Origin of the sequence: Nonomuraea sp. NPDC048826 (assembly GCF_043198225.1) — a bacterium.
Taxonomy (GTDB): Bacteria; Actinomycetota; Actinomycetes; order Streptosporangiales; family Streptosporangiaceae; genus Nonomuraea.
In genome coordinates this window covers 521,762-540,215 of record NZ_JBICUQ010000002.1, presented here as the reverse complement: position 1 = coordinate 540,215, position 18,454 = coordinate 521,762, and the positions used below count along the sequence as shown (strand labels likewise).

17 protein-coding genes are annotated in these 18,454 nt (G+C 73.2%); 3 read left to right on the top strand and 14 right to left on the bottom strand.

From position 1 onward, the window contains the following. The first annotated feature begins 175 nt into the window (after positions 1-175). Positions 176-820 (top strand): hypothetical protein, encoded by a 645-nt coding sequence (locus tag ACGFI7_RS08110; RefSeq protein ID WP_393400700.1) that lies wholly within the window; start codon positions 176-178, stop codon positions 818-820. Here the strand turns inward: ACGFI7_RS08110 and ACGFI7_RS08105 are convergent. From ACGFI7_RS08105 to ACGFI7_RS08080, 6 genes are all read right to left on the bottom strand, one after another. Beyond that, entirely contained in the window at positions 801-1,892 is a 1,092-nt protein-coding gene (locus ACGFI7_RS08105) for an alkaline phosphatase family protein (protein ID WP_393400698.1), read from the bottom strand. The two genes, ACGFI7_RS08110 and ACGFI7_RS08105, sit on opposite strands and share 20 nt — an antisense overlap. A gap of 1 nt (position 1,893) precedes the next feature. Next, the gene (locus ACGFI7_RS08100; RefSeq protein WP_393400696.1) at positions 1,894-2,037 is read right to left on the bottom strand and encodes a hypothetical protein; all 144 of its coding nucleotides are present in this window, start codon (positions 2,035-2,037) and stop codon (positions 1,894-1,896) included. A 75-nt stretch (positions 2,038-2,112) separates the two neighbouring features. After that, positions 2,113-3,324: an MFS transporter gene (locus ACGFI7_RS08095; protein ID WP_393400694.1), complete on the bottom strand. Its 1,212-nt coding sequence runs from the start codon at positions 3,322-3,324 to the stop codon at positions 2,113-2,115. Continuing rightward, positions 3,324-5,078 carry a DUF4910 domain-containing protein gene (locus ACGFI7_RS08090; protein ID WP_393400692.1) on the bottom strand — a complete coding sequence of 585 codons (1,755 nt, stop codon included), beginning with the start codon at positions 5,076-5,078 and terminating at the stop codon, positions 3,324-3,326. Before ACGFI7_RS08090 ends, ACGFI7_RS08095 begins: the two co-directional genes overlap by 1 nt. Further along, positions 5,075-6,784: an aminotransferase class I/II-fold pyridoxal phosphate-dependent enzyme gene (locus ACGFI7_RS08085; protein ID WP_393400689.1), complete on the bottom strand. Its 1,710-nt coding sequence runs from the start codon at positions 6,782-6,784 to the stop codon at positions 5,075-5,077. The genes ACGFI7_RS08090 and ACGFI7_RS08085 overlap by 4 nt, the downstream gene beginning before the upstream one ends. Beyond that, positions 6,781-7,986 (bottom strand): hypothetical protein, encoded by a 1,206-nt coding sequence (locus ACGFI7_RS08080; protein ID WP_393400687.1) that lies wholly within the window; start codon positions 7,984-7,986, stop codon positions 6,781-6,783. Before ACGFI7_RS08080 ends, ACGFI7_RS08085 begins: the two co-directional genes overlap by 4 nt. A gap of 207 nt (positions 7,987-8,193) precedes the next feature. On the opposite strand from ACGFI7_RS08080, the gene ACGFI7_RS08075 reads away from it, so the two are divergent. Both ACGFI7_RS08075 and ACGFI7_RS08070 read left to right on the top strand, forming a co-directional pair. Next, complete coding sequence (locus ACGFI7_RS08075) at positions 8,194-9,042, top strand: GNAT family N-acetyltransferase (protein WP_393401894.1); 849 nt, start codon at positions 8,194-8,196, stop codon at positions 9,040-9,042. Further along, complete coding sequence (locus ACGFI7_RS08070; RefSeq protein WP_393400685.1) at positions 9,024-10,073, top strand: GNAT family N-acetyltransferase; 1,050 nt, start codon at positions 9,024-9,026, stop codon at positions 10,071-10,073. Before ACGFI7_RS08075 ends, ACGFI7_RS08070 begins: the two co-directional genes overlap by 19 nt. Before the next feature lie 11 nt (positions 10,074-10,084). On the opposite strand, the gene ACGFI7_RS08065 is transcribed toward ACGFI7_RS08070, so the two are convergent. From ACGFI7_RS08065 to ACGFI7_RS08030, 8 genes are all read right to left on the bottom strand, one after another. Continuing rightward, complete coding sequence (locus tag ACGFI7_RS08065; protein WP_393400683.1) at positions 10,085-10,936, bottom strand: nucleoside-diphosphate kinase; 852 nt, start codon at positions 10,934-10,936, stop codon at positions 10,085-10,087. Between the two features lie 299 nt (positions 10,937-11,235). Next, positions 11,236-12,432 (bottom strand): M16 family metallopeptidase, encoded by a 1,197-nt coding sequence (locus ACGFI7_RS08060; RefSeq protein ID WP_393400680.1) that lies wholly within the window; start codon positions 12,430-12,432, stop codon positions 11,236-11,238. Continuing rightward, a complete protein-coding gene (locus ACGFI7_RS08055; RefSeq protein WP_393400678.1) occupies positions 12,429-13,541 on the bottom strand; it encodes a hypothetical protein in 1,113 nt (370 codons plus the stop codon). The genes ACGFI7_RS08060 and ACGFI7_RS08055 overlap by 4 nt, the downstream gene beginning before the upstream one ends. Next, positions 13,538-14,269: a class I SAM-dependent DNA methyltransferase gene (locus ACGFI7_RS08050; protein WP_393400675.1), complete on the bottom strand. Its 732-nt coding sequence runs from the start codon at positions 14,267-14,269 to the stop codon at positions 13,538-13,540. Before ACGFI7_RS08050 ends, ACGFI7_RS08055 begins: the two co-directional genes overlap by 4 nt. Positions 14,270-14,356: 87 nt before the next feature. Further along, on the bottom strand, positions 14,357-16,246 hold the full coding sequence (locus tag ACGFI7_RS08045; protein WP_393400673.1) for a RiPP maturation radical SAM C-methyltransferase: 1,890 nt from the start codon (positions 16,244-16,246) through the stop codon (positions 14,357-14,359). Next, on the bottom strand, positions 16,239-16,745 hold the full coding sequence (locus ACGFI7_RS08040) for a flavin reductase family protein (RefSeq protein WP_393400671.1): 507 nt from the start codon (positions 16,743-16,745) through the stop codon (positions 16,239-16,241). Before ACGFI7_RS08040 ends, ACGFI7_RS08045 begins: the two co-directional genes overlap by 8 nt. After that, positions 16,742-18,277, bottom strand: coding sequence for a tryptophan halogenase family protein (locus ACGFI7_RS08035; RefSeq protein WP_393400669.1), 1,536 nt, complete (start codon positions 18,275-18,277; stop codon positions 16,742-16,744). Before ACGFI7_RS08035 ends, ACGFI7_RS08040 begins: the two co-directional genes overlap by 4 nt. Continuing rightward, positions 18,277-18,450: an MbtH family protein gene (locus ACGFI7_RS08030; RefSeq protein WP_393400666.1), complete on the bottom strand. Its 174-nt coding sequence runs from the start codon at positions 18,448-18,450 to the stop codon at positions 18,277-18,279. Before ACGFI7_RS08030 ends, ACGFI7_RS08035 begins: the two co-directional genes overlap by 1 nt. Positions 18,451-18,454: the final 4 nt, after the last annotated feature.

Genomic DNA, 18,454 nt, shown 5'->3' with positions numbered 1-18,454 from the left:
GAGATCGTAGATTATCTTCGCATGGGCGATATAACAAGAAATGACAAAAAATGTCCACTTCTACTGTGATGACACTTCAGTCAGGGCGGGTGATAACCCACCGAAATCGCATGCACATACCTCCCATCTAGCGTTCGGAGTAGTGATACTTCGACTGGCAACCGGGTTGGTATCGATGTCTCCCAACAGCAGCAGAACCGTCCCCTTCAGACCCGCCGACCACCCAGCGACGCAGCTCGGACTCCCCCTCCTGGAGCTGGAACTCGCCGAGCAGACCCACGCCGAGTTGCTCGTGCTGTCCGCCGAGCCCGAGCGCATGCACCCCGCACTCCCCCGCCTGTTCGCCCGGCTCGCCCGGCGCCGGGTCGCCGTCCGCATCCTGCACGGACCCGGCCAGCCCGGCCGTACGTCCCCTCTCGCGCCGGCCTGGCAGGCGGGCGCGACCGCCCGCGCCGTGACCGGCCTGCCCTATCAGGTGCTCGTACGGGACCGCGTGGTCGCCTACGTCGCGCACCCCGGCCCGGCCCACATCGGGCGGCTGGAGCGCATCCCCCATCCGGTGGTCGCGGCCTCCGTGGCGGGCGTCTTCGACACCATCTGCCAGATCCTCGACGAGCGGCGCAGCGGCGCGTTCGGCGACGAGGGGCAGGACGAGGTGCTGCGCGCCCTCGACGACGGGCTCACCGACGACCGCGCCGCCGCGCGGCTGCACCTCAGCAAGCGCACCTTCGCCAGGCGGGTGGCGGGAGTGATGGAACGCCTCAACGCCACCAGCCGCTTCCAGGCGGGGGCGGAGGCCGTCAGGCGCGGCTGGATCTGACCCAGCGCGCCAGCGGGACCAGCGTCTCCTCGTCGCTGAGCGCCCCGTGCTCGTAGGAGAGGCCGGGATCGGGGAGCGGGAAGCGCGGTGACGTGGCGATCGCCACCACCGCGCCGAGCCGCTCCCGCACCGGACCGGCGACCTCCATCAGGCCCAGCTCGCCGAGCGCGGCCGCCGGCAGCACCCTGGCATGGCCGTCCAGGGCCTCGGCGAGGCGTTCGGCCACCTCGCGCTCCTTGCCCGGGCGCGGGTAGAGCCAGCGCACCCGGCCGGCCCCGCCGCCGGGGAGTTCGCACAGCCGGGGCGTGTCCACGTCCGCCCAGCGTCCCGCCAGGCCGGGGTCGGAGTCGACCGGGACCAGGCCGTGGTCGGCGTGCGCGAGCACGTGCCACCCTCGCGCGGCCCAGGCCGTAGCGTGCCGCTCCAGCGCGGCCAGCGCGTCCACGGCCCGCTCGTCGTAGCCGTGCCGGTGCAGGTGGTCGTCGAGGTTGACGTACACCCACAGGAGCAGGGGCCGGGTCCGCCGCACGGCGATCGCCGCCTCGACGTCCGCCGCCACCCCCGCGACCAGGCCGTGCGGGTCGCGGGTCAGGGGCTCCCGAGCCGGACGGCGCGCCGCGCCCCTGGTGAGCGCGTCCACCCAGGGACCGGACAGCAGGTCGAGCTCGCGGCCCAGCACCACCGGATCGGCGCCCTCCGCCCGCTCGAAGACCGTGGGCAGCCGCGGGACCGGTTCGCGCGGCGCCGGCTCCCCCGCCAGGACGTCCCCGGTGATCACGTTGACGAGCGGCCCGCCGGACCGCTCGCGATAGGCCGCGCCGACCACCAGATGCTCGCTCACCTGGGCGCCGGTGACCGAGGTCAGCCACGCGCTGGCCGAGGTGGTGGGAAAGGTGGAGGCGAGGCGGGTGAGCTCGGCCGACCGCCAGACCCGCCGGGCGACCCGCCACGACAGTCCGTCCACGGCCAGCACGAGCACGCCGCGACCGCCCCGGCCCAGTTCGGAGAGAACCAGGCCGGGGACGGCGCACAGGTCGAGCCCGGGGCGATCGAGCGTCCCGGCCTCAGTCATGTCAGTAGTTCGGCACGCAGTCGGTGCAGGTCGTGCGGAACTTCACGATCTGAACTTCCTGCCGCGTGGCGAGCATTTTCTCGACGAATTCCGGAGTCGTCATGATGGGGGTTCTTACCGTGGTCTGGACGTTTTCCTGCAGCACAAGTGCCTCCTTGCCGGGCATGGGCATTTCAGCCCATTTTCTGTGATTTAAAGATAAAAATTGTGATCACTTCGGTCAATCAACGCGCGTCAACGTGGCATCAACCCGCCACCCTGGTCTCACCAGCACGGACGCCGCGACCACGGCGAAAATGACCGCCGCCGCCGCATAGATCACCCGGAAGTCGAGGAAGCCCACCACGAGCGCCCCGATCCCCATCGACAGCACGAACGGCACGTCGATGATCGCGTCCATTGCGGTAAGCGCGCGGCCCTGCATACCGCTCTCGGTACGGCGCTGCACGAGCGTCGTCGTGGCGACCATGAAAATCGGGATGGAAAGGCCCACCAGAACGGCGCCGGCGCACATCGTCACCTCCGTGGCCGGAAGCATCAGTGACAGGCCCGCCGTGCTCAGGGCGAAGCCGACGGCCGCCGCGCGACGCTCGCCGTACCGCTTGATGAGCAGGGCGACGACGAAGCCGCCCGCGACGGAGCCCGCGCCCTGGAAGGAGGCGAGGACCCCCACGAACGCGGCCGGCCGGCCGAGCCCCTGCTCCACGGCGGCGAACATGGCCGGATTGACCAGCCCCGCCGCGCCCAGCGCAGCGGCGACCGCGAGCACCCCGCCGCGCAGCTCCCGCTCGCCCAGGAGGTGCCGCACCCCCGCCAGCAGATCGGCGCGGAACCGGCCCGGCTCCCGCTGCTCCGGCCTGGCGAGGTCGGGCGCCCGCCGCAGCATGAGCAGCACCAGCACCGACAGCAGGAACGTCCCGGTGTCCAGGAGTGCGACCGCCGACAGCCCCAGGGCCGCGTAGAGTCCCGCGCCGATCAGCGGGCCGAGCACCCGCAGCCCCTGGCCGAGCGAGCTGAGCAGCCCGTTCGCGTCGCCGAGCAGCCGCTCGGGGACCATGGAGTGGATCAGGCCGCCCCTGGCCGCGTTGAAGACGTGGTTGGCGAAGCCGTAACCGAGCGTGACCACGAACACGATCCACAGGTCGCCCGGATGCCGTACCAGCAGCAGGCAGAGCACCAGCGCCCCGGCCAGCAGGTCGTTGACGATCAGGACCTTCCGCCGCGGGAACCGGTCGACGAGCAGCCCGGTCAGCGGCGCGAAGAACGACGGCACCGACAGCAGGATGAACACGACGCCGGCCATCGTGTCCGAGCCGGTCAGCTCCTTGACGTAGATGCCCAGCACCACCAGGAGCGCCCGGTCCCCGATCATGTTGACCGTCTGGCCGAAGAACAGCAGCAGGAACTGGCGGTCGCGCAGCAACTCGCGCATCAGCCCTCCTTCGCCCAGCCGGCCTCGACGAGCACGGCCAGGAAATCGTGAGCGAACTCTTCCGGCACCGGCAGCTCGGCCGCGCACCGCGCGTACTCGGCGACCGCCGTCCGGTCCCTGCCTCCGTCGACGCCGTGGGCGAGGGCCAGCATGAGGGCGTAGGAGCGGGCGCGGTCCCGCGCCGCCTGCTCCTCCAGCCACGCGCGCCCGGCGGGTCCCGCCGCCTCGGCCAGCCCTCGCAGGTTGAAGGGCCCTTCCCAGGTACGGCTGAGCGCCGCTCCGGCAGGCGGCGGGGCCGTCTCGCCGGGCCGTGTCAGGGTGGCCACGTGGTCCGCGAGGCCGGTCAGCCAGGCGCGGGATCCGCCGTGCTCCCCCGGGCCGTGGAGCGCCGCGAGCCCGTCCAGGGCGCCCAGCGCGACGGCCGTGCGGTGGCGCAGCAGGGCCCGCGGCCGCTGCCGGCAGCCGAGCAGCCGCTCCGCGCCCCAGCCCACCGCGACGCTCTCCAGTTCGGCGCGCTCGCCCGCGAGCCCGGCCAGCACCGCCGCGACCGCTCCGGCGACCGTGGCGGTGCGGCGCAGCTCCGCCGGGTCGAGCTTGTCGAGCGTGTCGGCGGCGCTGTGGTGGTACCGGTCGGGCCAGTGCCCGAGCGACACCGCCGGGCAGCCGATGGAGGCGTCCACGAGCAGGCTGTGGTCGGAGGCGCCGACGAACGGCGTGGCGCGCCAGGCCCAGGTGTCGCAGGCCACCGCGCCCGAGTAGGAGCGCGCGGCCTGCGGCAGCGCCGCCACGACGTGCTCGGTGAGCGCGTTGACGAAGCCGGGCAGGTGGTCGGGGCTGCGTTCGACGATGAGCGGCCCGCCGCACCGGCGCTGGTCCTGCCCCGCCATGTCCACGTTGACGGCGGCCACCGGCGGGCGGCCCGCGACGTCGTGCAGGTAGGCGGCCATCCCGGTGAACTCGGGCCCCCAGACGAACCGGACGCCGCGCCGCCCCCGCCGCCCCCGCCGCCCCGCGAGCGCCCGGGCCACGCCGAGCAGCGCGGCGGCTCCCGAGGCGTTGTCGTTGACGCTGGGGCGCGAGTGGCACAGATGCGCCGAGAGCAGCACCTCCTCCGGCCCGGTCCCGGGCAGCAGCCCGGTGACGACGGGCATGGCCGCCCTCCGGTGCGTCTCGACCTCGACCCGGACCCGGCCGCGGCGCAGCAGCTCGGCCGCCTGCGCGGGGGTGACGCTGAAGGCGGCCAGGCGGCTCCCGGCGGGCAGCTCGACCCGGCCGGGGCCGGGGAGGCGGTCGGTGACCAGGCCGAACGCGCCGGCGTCCGCGGCCCGAGCGATCGCGACGGGCACCGGCGTGCCGGGATCGTCGTGCACGGCCAGCGCGCCTTCGCCCGCGTCCGCCAGAGGGACCACGGGGACGGTGACACCGCCGGGCGGGGTGGCCGCCGAGCCCGCCGCCAGCGTGAACGGCTGCTCGGGGTAGCGCACCACGTCGTCGATCGCGGCCCGCACCGGGGTCCAGGAGAGCGGGGCGCGGAAGCTCCACCAGCGCCGGGCGCCGTCGGCGGGGAACTCCAGGATCCGCACGTCGCTCAGCCCCGCCGACTCCGCCCTGGCGGCGACGTACCCGGCGGCCGCGCGGATCCCGTCGGACGCCTGATACCGGTCGAACGCGGCCAGCTCGGCGACGTCCTCGACCGCCCGCCGCACGTCGAGACGGCCGTACACGTCCTGTACGGCGTCGCCGACGGTTCTCATGCCGCGACCCGGCGGAGCGCGGCGCGGCGGGTGGCCGAGAGCGGCACGCTGACCCGGGTCAGGCCGGGCAGCCGCCGCCCGGCCAGCCACGGCGGCAGCTCGTCCTCCGTCACCACCCACGGCAGCGCGGGATGCCCCGGTTCCACCCGGCAGCCGAGCCCGCGCAGCGCCGCCACCAGCTCCGGCTTGGCCGCCGCGACGGCCTCCCGCAGCGGGGCCAGCACGTCGCCCTGGTCGAGCAGCCGCAGCGCCACCTCCAGCGACAGCGCCGACATCCCCAGGGGCGGCACCGCCTGGCGGACCGCTTCCGCCACGTCAGGGGAGCACACCGCGAAGCCCGCCCGCAGCCCGCCGCAGCAGTAGCCCTTGGACAGGCTGCGCAGCACGACGAGGCCGGGCGTCCGGACGGTCAGCGGGACCGCGCTGGCCTCCGGGCCCAGATAGTTCGCGCAGGCCTCGTCCACGACGAGCGTCCCGCCCGCCGCGGCGGCGGCCGCGGCCAGCTCCGCCACCTGGTCCAGCGGCAGCACGTCGCCGCGCACGCCGGGCCGTTCGAGCAGGACGGTCGTCGGCCGCTCGGCCGTCACGTCCTGGCCGGGCGTGTACACGCGCAGCTCCGCGCCGCGCCGCGCGGCCCAGGCCGGCAGGTCGGGGTGGGCGTGCGCGGTGTGCAGCAGCCTGCCGGGCCCGGCCAGCGCGTGGAGCAGCCCGGTCGTGCCCGCCCCCGTCACCACCTGGCCGGGGTCGAGCGGCACGCCGAAGTGGCGGGCGAGCACCGGGGCGGCCTTCGCCGCGCCGTACGGGTCGTCCAGGGAGTAGGCGCGGGCGGGCTCCCGGGGATCGCCGACCGCGGCCCAGGCCCGGTCGATCGCGTCCCGTACGAGATCGATCTCGTCGGGCGCCCAGCGCAGGTCCACCTCGGCGCCCCGGCCCCGGTGCCCGAGCACGGCGAGGCGGGGGCGCGGCGCCGCGACGGCGAGAAGCTGGACGTAGCGGGTCTGCGGCAGGACGGGGGCCCCGGCGGTGAAGCCGGCGTCGGCCCGGACCAGCTCGAAGCCCGCCGCCCGCACCAGCGCCGCGACCTCGCTCGGCAGGTAGAGCCGGACGTCGTCGCGGAGCACGGCGACCCGGCCGTCGGCGTGCGCCACGCGCAGCTCGCCGCGGCTGCGGCCGGCCAGCGGGTCGTAGGAGCGCAGGAAGTCGAAGGTGTCGCCGGCCGCCTCGAACCGGTCGCGGGCCCGGTACCCGCTGAGGATGGCCGCGACGTTCGAGTGGTCGAGGACCAGCAGCCCGCCCGGCACCAGGCGCTCGCGCACCCGCCGCAGCAGGGCGAGCTGCTCGTCGTCCCGTCCCCAGCCGAAGGCCTGCACGCAGACGGCCGCGTCCGCCTCCGGCAGCTCGACCCGTTCCAGCAGGTCGCCCTCGATCAGGCCGAGGCGCACGCCTTCCCGGTCCGCCGCCGACCTGGCCTGGTCCAGCGCCCACCCGCAGACGTCGACCCCGGTGACCCGGTAGCCGTGCCTGGCCAGTTCGACGGCGTGCCTGCCGGTGCCGCAGCCGAGGTCGAGCACCCGCCTGCCGGGCGCGTGCTCGCCCAGCACCCGCAGCAGGTAGCGGGTCTCCGCGGCGGTGCGCTCGGGGGTGTACTCGTGCCGCGCGAAGCTCCAGTAGTCGGCGGTGAAGTACTCGGTGTACCAACCGGTCACGTGAACTCCTGGCGCGCGAAGAAGTCGCACACGTCGCAGATGTCGACGGGGTTGCGCACCCCCTCCTGCGCCACGTAGACGCCCTCACAGACCCGGCACTTCTCCTCGACCAGCGGGAACATGTAGCGCTGCATGGTGGCGAACGACTCGAACAGGTAGTAGTCGATGCCCGGCCACAGCCCGTACAGGTGGTCGGCCATGGCGTAGGCCATCGAGCGCTCCTGCGGGCCGGTGGTGAAGCGGCCCGGGGTGCCCTGGCGGTTCAGCTCGGGGGCCACCAGCTCCAGGTAGATCGTCAGCTCCTTCTTCGGGATGCGGTAGAGCGGGAAGACGTAGCGCATCCCGCCGATCTGCCTGACCGGGATGCCGCCCATCCGGAAGCCGCTGGTGATCCACGTGACCATGCTGGCCACCAGGTCGTCGGCGTTGAACCCGAACGCGACCGTGCCGGCGCCGATCCGCTGGGCGTGGTCCTCCAGCATGCGCCGCAGCACCTGGTGGCCCACGACCATGTTGAGGTGGCTCCGGTCGCCGCCGACGACCTCGTTCATCGCCTCGACGAAGGGGCGGCGGAGCTTGAAGACCCGCTCGATGTCGGAGGCGTCGACGATGGCCTGGTCGATGCCGAGCCCTTCGGCCGACGCGCGGGCGGCGGCGAAGGTGGCGGGCTCCTCCCAGTCGGGCAGCCCGGTGATCGTCACCGAGGTCATCGTGAAGGCGGGCAGCCGGTGCCGGGTGCGCTCCAGCAGCTTCAGGAACGCGACGCTGTCGCGGCCGCCCGACAGGCCGATGACCACGTTGTCGTCGGCCTGGAGCACGCCGTGGCTGAGCACGCCCTGGACGAAGGTCTCCTCGACGTAGCGGACGAAGCTCTCCTCGTCGAACTGCTCGACCCGCCGTTCCAGGCGGCCCATCGTGTCGAACAGGATGGACTTGGTGTAGATCGGGTCGGGCGTGCCGTACACCGTGGTCGCGGGGCGACGGGTGACGTCGAGGTCGTAGTGGCGCACCTGACGCAGTTCGATGACGTCGTGCTCGCCGACGATCGTCGTCTCCTCGGGGACGATCTTGCCGTTGCGGGTGGTGATGACCGCGTTGACGGGGATGCCGTGGGCGGTCAGAACCTCGGTGAGCGGCCGGCCGGCGGCGGCCTCCAGCGTTTCTGAACCGCCCACCTTGTTATGGAAGACGACTTGGGCCACGGCTTTCTCCTCGCTATTTCCTGTGCTTAATATCGTTCCTACCGCCGGCGAAAGGACGACATGAGCGACAGCCTGGAAATTGGCATCTTCACGTCAATCGACGACCTTGACGGTGCGGAATGGGATGCGATTGTCTCGTCCTGCGGGGCGCCGGTTTTCTATCGCCATCGATATTTACGGGCCTATGCCCGTTCGCCGTTGACCGCGGTGAAGTCGTTCCGCTATGCGGTGGTGCGCGAGCACGGCCGCCCGGTGGCGGTGCTTCCCCTCGCGCTGATGGACGGGCTGGACCCGCTCGGCCAGCTGGGCGCCCGCTATCCGGTGACCGGATCGGAGCGGGGGCTGCTCAGCCACGTCTGGCACTGCTACGACGCCTGGCTGCCCGGCGCGGCGCGGCTGGCCCCGGTGGCCGGCGCGATGCGCGCGCTGGCCCTGGAGCTGGAGGCCGACTGGTACGGCTTCGTCAACGTGGCGCACGACTCGCCGCTCCGCGCCGGTCTGGTCGAGCTGGGGTTCCCTGCCGAGCACATCGAGGACCGTTTCCGGCTCGACCTGCGCGGGCTGCCGCACCCCTTCGCGCGCGCCACCCGGAAGGCGCGGGCCAACCTGCGCCGGGGCCGGCGCAGAGCGGCGGAGTGCGGCGTGCGGCAGTGGGCCGGGCCGCCGGGCGAGGCGGACCTCCTGGAGATCGGGCGGCTGTGCGCCAGGACCGCGGCCAGGCACGGCAGCGGCGGCTTCTACCCGCCCGACCTGTTCGCCGGCTTCGTCACCGGGCTGGGCGACCTGGCGCTCGCCATCGAGATCCGCCAGGAGGAGCGGCTCGTCGCCGCCGGGATCGTGCTGCGCGACGGCCGCCGCTTCCACGCCTGGGCGTGCGGGGTGGACTACGACGTGGCGGGCGGGTTCAGCCCCTACGCGCTGCTGCACGCCGCGACCGCCGAGCAGGCCGTGCGCGAGGGCTGCGAGGTCCTGGAGGGCGGGCGGGGCAACGCGGGGTTCAAGCTCAGGCACGGGCTGAGCCGTGTGGCACTCGACGCGTGCCTGGCACGGGTCTGATGCGGGTGACCGCCGGGCTGCTCCCGGCCGAGGGACCGCTGTTCAGCACCGGCCGGTGGCTGGCCGCGATGAGCGGGCGGGTGCCCGGCTCGCCGTACACCTTCGAGCTGGGCGGCGCGATCCTGCACGGCACCGTCGTGGCGCGGCCGCACCCGGGCGAGGTGTTCGACCTCGGGCACCTGCTGACGGCCGACACCCCGCAGCTGCCGCTGAGCGAGGCCACCAGGGCGGCGCGGGCCGGGCGGGAGTCGTGGCCGGAGTGCACGCCGCACCTGGTGGTCATGCTGCCCGGCTACGAGTGCCACGCGCTCGGCCCGGCCGGGGACGACGCGGCGGCGGTGGAGCTCCTGGTGTCCGGGATCGTCGCCTGGGCGCGGGAGCGGGGGCTGCGGGCGGTGGCGTTCCTGTACACGCGTGGTCAGGCGCTGGAGCGGGCGCTCGGCGGGCTGGGCTTCACCGGGATGCCGATGTCGTACTCGTGCGAGCTCACGCCGGGCACGCCGGTGCCCGCGCGGCGGGCGAAGGAGGCGCGGCGGGAGGTCCGGCGGCTGGCGGATGCGGGGGTACGGCTCCGTACGCGCGAGATCTCGCGGCCGGCGCCGGGGATGGCCGAGCTGAAGTGCGGACATTCCCGCAAGTACGGCGGCAGCCCCGACCCGGCGGCCGTCTCCCGCCGCCTGGAGGCGCTGTGCTCGGGCGGCGCGCTGCTGTTCGGCGCCGAACTCGGCGAGCGGCTGCTGGGGTACGGGCTCTTCGTCCCGCACGGGGACACCTGGTACTGCGTGAGCACGGCCATGGCCTACGGCGTCGCCGAGGCGCGGCACACCTACTTCGCGACCCTGTTCTACGAGCCGGCCCGGCACGCCGCAGAGGCGGGCGCCGGCCGCCTGCACTACGGGCACGGCTCCTGGCGGGCCAAGCTGTCGCGCGGCTGCCGGGCCGTGGAGCTGCCGATCTGGGTGCTGGCGCTGGACCCGGAGCTCAAGCCGCTGATCGAGTGGAGCGCCGCGACGACCACGCTGGCCCCGTGACCCGCCGGGGGTCACTCCCAGCGGCGCAGCGGCGGGAACAGCATCGACGTCTGCAGCACGGCGTGCTCCCAGGGATCCATCGACACCCCGTGGACCGCCAGCCGGGCCGCCGCCCGGCGCAGGTCGAGCCGCTCGCCTCCGGGCAGGAAGTCGCAGGCCAGGAACTCGGCCAGCGGATGGCCGGCGGGGAGCAGGGCGGCGAGCTCGGCGCCCGCGCCGTCCTGGGCCGCCGCGGCCAGCTCGGGGGCCGGCTTGCGCGCCTCGTCGCCGAGCTCGTGCCAGAGCGCGGCCACGACCCGCGAGCGCAGCCCGGCGCGCACGTCGTCGAACTCCCGGCTCTCGCGCGGGATCCCGGACTCCAGGAGCGCCACCAGGTCGCGGAGCGGCCGCTGGTCGCCGTGGAGCGCGGTGCCGTAGCCGTCGCCCATGAAGATCCCGGCCTCGTGCCGGGAGTCCTCCGGGCTGTCGGAGCTGTGCACCAGGTCGAGCAGCACGTTGACGCCGCGCAGGTCGCGCCTGATCGTGCCGGGCGCGGCCGCCGCCGGGTCGCTGGCGCCCTTCAGCGCACGCAGCCGCCGGTGCGACCCCGGCTCGGACGACCTGTCCTCTACCAGCAGGGCGAGGCTCGGCCCGAGATCGAACACCACATCGACCTGCCGGTAGAAGTAGGCCTTCCAGACGGAAGTGATCTTGGTCTCCTGGAAGGCGTCCTGTCCGGGCGGCCGGTGCCACAGCACCGCGTAGCGGGCCGGCTCGAACCCGTGACTCTCCAGCCGTTCCAGGACGGGAGTGACGAGATGCCGCATCAACGCGTCGGGCGGAAACAGGAACAGGACGGTCCTGTCCCACACGATCTCGGCCATCCGTCACTCCCTTGGTTTCTCAGCCCTTACGGGATTTCTTGACGCGGGGGCGTCTGAGCACGAAGTAGATATTCCGATCCACGGGCTCGTCTCACTTTCTCCGGAGCTTGGGACGACGGACGACGAAATGGTGCCGGTCCATGTTTTCCTGCCTCACTTCTTGGTCAGCTTGGGGCGGAGACTGACTCGTCGTTTCCGGTCCATTTCTCTCCTTTCCGCACGGCGATTTCTGGGCCCCATGGTCGCCGTTTTCCGCGGCGTTCCAGCGGGCCGCCGCGTTTGTTGGCAGCAAGACGCCATCACGCGCCGCCCGCGGTCGCCACGGCGAGCGGGCCCGGGATCTCCGCCAGGTCGGGCCCGCGCACCGCCTCGATCGCCGCCAGCTCGCCGGCGAGGGTCCAGTGGGGCGTGCCCGCCACCAGGGCGTGCTTGCCGTACAGCAGGACCTCCTCCAGCGACTGCTCCGCCTCCAGCCGCAGCAGCCCGGCCGCGCGCCGGGCGGCCCGCGTCACCTCCGCCTCCGTCCAGCGCGGCTCGGCCAGCAGGTCCGTCGCGCGGGCCACGACCTCGCCGACGTGCTCGGGCGCGGTGGCGAGGAAGACCCGCCAGGCTCCCGCGTCGCGGTAGGGGGCCATCACCGGCCACAGCTCGTAGCAGAGCCCCCGCCGGTTGCGCAGCTCCTCGGTGAGCAGCGCCGAGCTGGCCCCGGCCAGCAGCTCCATCAGCACGGGCCAGCGGTGGCGCGGCGGATCCCGGTACGCGGCCGCCGGGCCGCCCAGAACCACCCCTGCCGTGTCGGCGTTCAGCCGCAGCGCGTCGCGCCCGCCGCCCCAGGCGGGCGGCTCGCCGGGATCGGTGTCCTGCCACGGCGGCAGCGCGGCCAGCGGCCCCTTGTCCAGGACGCGCAGCAGGTCGTCGGGGTCGGCGCCGCCGCACACCACCACTCCGGCCGAGCCGAGGAAGCGCCGGTGGTGGTCGCGCAGCGCGTCCAGCTCCAGCCGGTCGACCTCCTCGATCGTCCCGCCGACCGGCCTGCCCAGCGGATGGCCCGGATAGGCCAGCCCGAAGAAGACGTCATGGACCACGTCCAGGGGGTCCGCCGCGGCCAGCCGCAGCTCTTCCTGGACGACCGTGCGCTCGGCCTCCAGCACCCCGGCGCTCAGCACGGGCTCGGCCAGGGCACGGGCCAGGACGTCCAGCGCCGTGGCCGCCTCCTGGCTGGGCACCCGCGCGTACAGGACCAGATGCTCACGGCTGGTGATCGCGTTCGCCTCGCCGCCGAGATCCTCCAGCAGGTCGACCACCCGCTCCCCGCCGGCCGACGTGGTCTGCATCAGGATGTGCTCCAGCAGGTGGGTGCCGCCCTCGGTGCCGGGCCGCTCGTGCCGGGAACCGGCGCGCAGCCACACGCTGACCGTGGTCACCGCGGCGCCGGGCCGGTGCGCCAGCCAGGCGGGCGCCGCGCCGCGCTCGGCGACGTGGACCGGGCGGCTCACAGCGCGCCCACCGGCTCTGCCCCGGCCAGCAGGTCCTCGTCCACCTCGGTCCCGTGGACCAGGATGAACCGTCCCACCGGCGTGTGCGCCCACATCGCGCCGCCGTACTCGCGCAGCGTCAGCGCGTCCGTGCGCTCGCCGCCCTCGACCGGCAGCGCGAACAGGACGAGCCCCGCCTCCAGCGCGGCCCGCGGGCTCAGCCGGTCCAGGATCGCCGCTCCCGGCCTGCGCAGCTGCAGCGTCGTGGCCGCCAGGCGGAGCGGCCGGCGCAGCCCTCTCAGCACCCTGGCCCGCCGCCGCGACCGGCTCCGCCGGACCTGCGCCCGGCGCTCGCCCGGCAGGTCCGGCACCGCGAACGGGCTCTGCCGCAGCAGCCGCGCCAGCTCGGCGTACTCGGGCCAGAGCTCCCACGCGCCGACCGCCGGCGCGCACCGCGCGAGCGTGGCCTCGTCCGCCCCGCCGAGCAGCAGCGCCGCGTCGATCAGATCCCTGACCCGGTACGGCTGCTCGAACCGCTCGTACAGCAGCGCCAGGAGGTTCTTGACCACGGGGTCCGCCGGCGCGTGCGCGCGGTGCGGCGCGACGATCCCGTCGCCGATGTAGGCGAGCGTGCTCAGCTCGATCCCGTACGGCAGAGCGTACGGATCATCCGGCAGGCGTCGCAGGCTGACGACCACCTGGGGCGCGCCGCCGAGCCTGACGAACGAGGCGGTGTGCATCGACCAGCCCTCGGCGAGCAGCCACCCGGTCAGCTCCCACAGCCGGTCGCGGTCGGGGACCCACAGGTCGAGGTCGTTCATGTACCGGACCAGGCCGCCCGGATAGCGGTCGGCGAACTCCAGCCCCTTGAGCGAGACCGGCCGGTCGGGCAGGCGCTCCCACTGGTCGCGGTAGAAGGCCATCCGGCCGCGCTGCTGCTCCAGCTCGTGCGCCAGGGTGGGGCTGAGCGGCCGTCCCTCGCGCTCCCAGGCGCTCAGCAGCGTCGCCACCAGGGAGGGCTGCGTCCGCCTGGCGACGTAGAGCACCTCTCCGGGCGTCTCCATCTCCTCGCCGGTGATCAGCTCAAGGGTCGCGACCAGCTCATCCGCGCCGACCTCGGGCCCGGTCATGCCGGCCTGCGCAGGCACCACACGGCCGTCGACGACCCGGGTTCGAGCGGCTCCCCGGTGAACCCGGCGTGCGCGCTCTCCACCTCCCAGCCCGTTTCCCCGGCCCACCGCCCGATCTCGGCCATGGTGAGGAAGCACATCCGGATCGGCGGGAAATAGCGCCGGTCCACCACCCGGCGCTCGTCGAGCGTTTCGAGCAGCCCCACCATCTCGACCTCCAGCCCCTGCTTGTCCAGCATGCGGGTGACCTCCCACACGGCCCGCTCCTCGTCCCAGACCCGCAGCCTGGGCACGCCGTCCCTGGCCTTCTGCCGCTCGGGGCGCGGCTGGACGACCTCGAAGGCGAGCCGCCCGCCCGGCAGCGCGTTGCGGAACGCGCAGGCCAGGGCGTCGCGGACGGCTTCGCGCCGCAGATGGTTGAAGGTGTTCTGGCCGCAGTACTGCAGCGCCGCCGGCTCGGGCAGCTCGCAGTCCGCCAGGTCGGCCCGGATCAGCCGGACGCCGTCGCCGAGCCGCTCGCGGGCCGCGCGCAGCATCGCCGCCGAGACGTCCACCCCGATCAGGGGTTTGAGCTCGGCGGCCAGCCGGCCCACGCCGATCCCGAGATCGGCGACGGGCCCGTCCGCCGTGTCGGTCAGCCGCCGGTAGTAGGCGATCTCCCTCGGGTCGGCGCCGCCCATCGCGGCCCAGGTGAGGTAGAGCTCCGCCCAGTGATCGAAGTCGTGCATCACGCTCTCCGGTGTCGGGACCCCGATCACATCACCGGACCCGCCGGCCCGGCCGGTGCGGCCGCGTGACTGGCACGAAGATGCCGTCTAGGTGATGGTCAGCTCGAGCGGGCGGCGGCGGGAGCTGACCAGCGAGCGGCGCGGCCGGGGCATCGGGTCGGTCCCGGTCTCGGCCAGCACCAGGCTCATCGCCCGCTCCCCCTCGGTGAAGATCAGGCCACGCTCGCGCAGCTCGCCGAGGTGCCCGGCCTGGTCGGGGGTGAGGCGGTCCAGGCGGGTGGGGCGTTCGAGGACGAGCAGCGTGCGCGCCACCGCCTCGTCCAGCTCGTACCGGGCCATCGTCCCGGACCGCGAGTCGCGGACGGTCCACGACCCGTCCTGCTCCTCCAGCCGCAGGACGGGCGGGTCGCCGTCCTCCCAGCCCCGCGACCAGCCGGCCACGGCCGCGGTGAGCGGCCTGATCCACCTGGCCACCCCGATCATGTACGGCGCGACGGCCCGGTCGTTGAAGTAGTAGGCCAGCCGGCTCAGCGACTCCTCGGGGAAGGGGTAGGTGAGCCGGTAGTGGTCCACCGGGCGCAGGTCGAGCCCGAACGACTCGGCCTCGTTGAAGTACGGGCTGTACCGGTCGAACCGGACCGGGAAGACGCCTTCCGGCGGCGGCAGGTGGGCCAGCGACGGCAGGTCGTCGACGTACTTGGCGAAGGTCGACTCCGGCTCGCCGGGGAAGCCGATGAGCAGGTTCCACGCCGGGGCGATGCCGTACCGCACGCAGTTCTTCAGCAGCTGGAGGTTCTGGAACGCCGAGGAGCCCTTCTTCATCAGTTTCAGCGTGCCGGTCGACAGCGCCTCGATGCCGGGCTGGATCCGGTCCACGCCGGCTCTGGCCATCTCGCTCATGTCCTGCTGGTCGAGGCCGACCTTGACCTCGTAGAAGATGGACGCGCCGGGTGGCGGCTGCAGCTTGGGCAGCACGTCGGTGAGATACTCCAGCGGCATGATGTTGTCCGTGCAGGAGTAGACGGTGCACCAGGGCGCGTAGGCGAAGAGCCGCTCGAACTGCGCCACGGCCCGGTCCGGCGCCATCGCGCGGTAGGCCATCCCCTGCCCGTTGAGCCCGCAGAACGTGCAGTGCGAGCGCTCGCCCCACCAGCAGCCGCGTGAGGTCTCGAAGAACAGGATCGGCTCGGCCTTGTCCTCGACGGCGTCGTTCGTCTCGTCGAAGGACGAGGCGAACGAGGCGTAGTCGGGCTCCAGGCAGTCGTCGATGTCGGTGTCGGCGCCGATCGCCCGCCGGTAGCGCTCCTCGTGGCAGTTGCGCCGCGACACGACGCCGAGGATGCGGTGCGGGGTCTCCTCGTCGCCGTCGATCACCGCGCGCAGGAAGCGGGGGAAGCTCCGCAGGGCCGGGCCTGAGAAGACGTAGTCGAGCTGGGTGGCGTGCTTTACGAGCGCGGCGCCCATCGGCGCCTCGCAGTTGGCGCCGCCCATGACCGTGACGGCGCCGGGCGAACGCTCCTTGACCACGGCCGCCATGGCCAGGCTGGGCACCGTCTGCATGAACATCGAGCTGAACCCGACCACGTCCGCCTCGGCCAGCCGGTACTTGTCCGCCAGGTGGGCGCAGAACTCGCCCAGGCGCTCCCGGTGCCGCATCAGCCGGGCGCGCAGCGCCGCGTGCCCGGGGCCGGCGAAGTAGCGGCCGAAGTACTCCTCGCTGTTGTCGGGCGCGTCAGGGAAGGCGACCTGGCGGAAGAGCCAGTCGCCGATGCCGGCGACGTGGTGCTCCATGCCCTCGGCGACGGCGTCGTACAGCTCGGTGCCGAAGAAGCGCACCACGTCGTGGTTGAGGTAGCAGACCCGTACGTCCGCCTCGTCGCCGAAGTCCCGCCGGATCAGGGACGAGAGCTGGCTCAGCGCGAACGACGGCCGTCTGCGGTCGGCGAACGGCATGTTGACCAGGGCGATGTCAAGCACCAAGGGTCCTTTCCGCGTCCCGGTGCCACGTGGCGTAGTCCCGGAAGCCGTACATGAGCGGGGATTCGGGGTCGCTGGCGATGTCGACCACGCGGCCGAGCACGAGCGCGTGGTCGCCGACGGTCAAGACCTGGTCCACCGCGCATTCCGCCCAGCCGTGCAGGTCCGACTCCAGCCGGGGCAGCCGCAGCCGTCCGGCGGGAGCCCACTGGACGGCGGAGAACCGGTCCGCGGTCAGCGAGGAGAACAGTTCGGCGGCCGCCCGGGACCTGGCGGGCAGCAGGTTGACGCCGAACCCGCCGGCGTCGACGGTGGCCGCCAGGGTGCGGCTGTGCACGTTCATGCTGACCAGCAGCGTCGGCGGGGTGAGCGTGACGCTGATCAGCGAGGAGCAGGTGAGCCCGCAGGGTTCGCCGTCCGGGCTCATCGCCGTCACCACCGCCACGCCCGTCGGGTAGGCGCTCATGAACGCGCGGCAGGCCTCGGCGAGCGGGGTCAACGCAAGCTCGTGAGGTACTCGTGGGCGGCGGGCAGCGCCGCCACCATCCGCTGGGCGCCGGCGGCCAGACCGGCGAACTCCGCCCTGGCCGCCGCCGGGTCGAGGTGGGCGAGCGCGGGACGCGGTTCGGGCCGGGAGTGGCCCAGCCCGAGCAGCATCGTGATCCACGAGTAGAGCTCGAACCCGTGGTAGTACGGGTAGACCATGCTCTCGTCCGGCAGCCGGCCGGCCACGGCGGGGAGGAACTCGGCCAGCCACTCCGGGATCGGGCGGACCTTCGCCTCCTTCCAGTACGGCGTGTCGGCGCGGGCGGCGGCGCGGTAGTGCAGCACGAGGAACTCCCGCACGCCGTCGATCACCCTGGCCACCTTGTCGTTGTAGCCGTCGATCAGGCGCGGCTCCCACCGCTCGTCGGGGAAGTGCTTGACCAGCTGCTCGATGGCGTGCTGGATGAAGAAGATGCCGGTGGACTCCAGCGGTTCGACGAACCCGCTCGACAGGCCGACCGCGACGCAGTTGGCGACCCAGGAACGCTCGTTGCGGCCGATCCGCATCCGGATGTGGTTGGCCTCCAGGTCGTCGCGGCCGGGGGCGGCGAAGGCGCGCAGCGTGCGCTCGGCCTCCTCCGGCGAGCAGTACTCGTCGGAGTAGACGTAGCCGGTGCCGTCGCGGCCGTAGAGCGGGATGGTCCAGATCCAGCCCGCGTCCATGGCCGTCGCCGTGGTGTAGGGGTTGATCAGCTCCTGCTCCTCGCGGGGCACCCGGAGCGCGACGGCGCGGTTGTTGGGCAGCACGTCGGTGAAGGAGCGGAAATGCTCGCCGAGCGTCTGGTTGATCAGCAGGCCGCGGAAGCCGGTGCAGTCGACGAAGAGCTGGCCGGTCACGTCGCCGTGCTCCTTGGTGGAGACGTGGCTGATCCAGCCCCGCTCGTCCTGGCCGACCGCGGTGACGTCGTCGCGCACGTGGCGCACGCCGAGCCGCACGCCGATGCCGGTGAGGTAGCCGGCGAGCTGGGCGGCGTCGAAGTGGTAGGCGTAGGGGAACTGGGCGCGCTGCTCGTCCAGGGTGGAGCGGCCCAGCGAGTCGTCCAGCCCGGAGGCGAAGAGGCTGCCGTCGAGGAGTCTCGGCGAGCGCCTGGCCTCGCACAGCCACGGGGTGACGTAGCAGTGCCGGTCGAACGGCTCGGCCGCGTCGTTCAGCTGCAGGTGCCAGTCGGCGAGGGTGAACCCCTGGCTCACGCGCAGCCGCTCGAACGGGTGGTAGAAGTGGGTGCCGTCGCCGCGCCAGTTCTGGAAGCGGATGGCCAGCTTGTAGGAGGCGGCGCAGTGCGGCATCCACTCGCGCTCGTCGAGGCCGAGATAGTCGAAGAAGTGGCGCACGGTGCTGAAGGTCGCCTCGCCCACGCCGATGGTGGGGATGCGGGGTGATTCGACCAGGGTGACGTCGACCCGGTCGCCGAAGGCCGTCTTGAGGTAGGTGGCGGTCATCCAGCCCGCTGTGCCGCCGCCCACGATCACCACTTTGTCGATCATCAGTGCTGTCCTCTCAAGCTGCGCGGCCGCATGTCGGTCCAGATGGCCGAGATGTGCTCCAGACACTCCTCGCGGGTGCCGCGGACCCCTTCGTCGGTCCAACCGGCGGGGTTGTCGCGGCCCTCGGGCCAGACGGAGTACTGCTCCTCGTGGTTGACGACGACTTTGAACATCGCT

Bases quoted from the DNA above. Each gene is read 5' to 3' on its own strand.
- ACGFI7_RS08050 (WP_393400675.1), bottom strand. From the start codon at position 14,269: ATGCACGACTTCGATCACTGGGCGGAGCTCTACCTCACCTGGGCCGCG.
- ACGFI7_RS08030 (WP_393400666.1), bottom strand. From the start codon at position 18,450: ATGTTCAAAGTCGTCGTCAACCACGAGGAGCAGTACTCCGTCTGGCCC.
- ACGFI7_RS08090 (WP_393400692.1), bottom strand. From the start codon at position 5,078: ATGAGAACCGTCGGCGACGCCGTACAGGACGTGTACGGCCGTCTCGAC.
- ACGFI7_RS08065 (WP_393400683.1), bottom strand. From the start codon at position 10,936: ATGGCCGAGATCGTGTGGGACAGGACCGTCCTGTTCCTGTTTCCGCCC.
- ACGFI7_RS08105 (WP_393400698.1), bottom strand. From the start codon at position 1,892: ATGACTGAGGCCGGGACGCTCGATCGCCCCGGGCTCGACCTGTGCGCC.
- ACGFI7_RS08095 (WP_393400694.1), bottom strand. From the start codon at position 3,324: ATGCGCGAGTTGCTGCGCGACCGCCAGTTCCTGCTGCTGTTCTTCGGC.
- ACGFI7_RS08110 (WP_393400700.1), top strand. From the start codon at position 176: ATGTCTCCCAACAGCAGCAGAACCGTCCCCTTCAGACCCGCCGACCAC.
- ACGFI7_RS08035 (WP_393400669.1), bottom strand. From the start codon at position 18,277: ATGATCGACAAAGTGGTGATCGTGGGCGGCGGCACAGCGGGCTGGATG.
- ACGFI7_RS08055 (WP_393400678.1), bottom strand. From the start codon at position 13,541: ATGACCGGGCCCGAGGTCGGCGCGGATGAGCTGGTCGCGACCCTTGAG.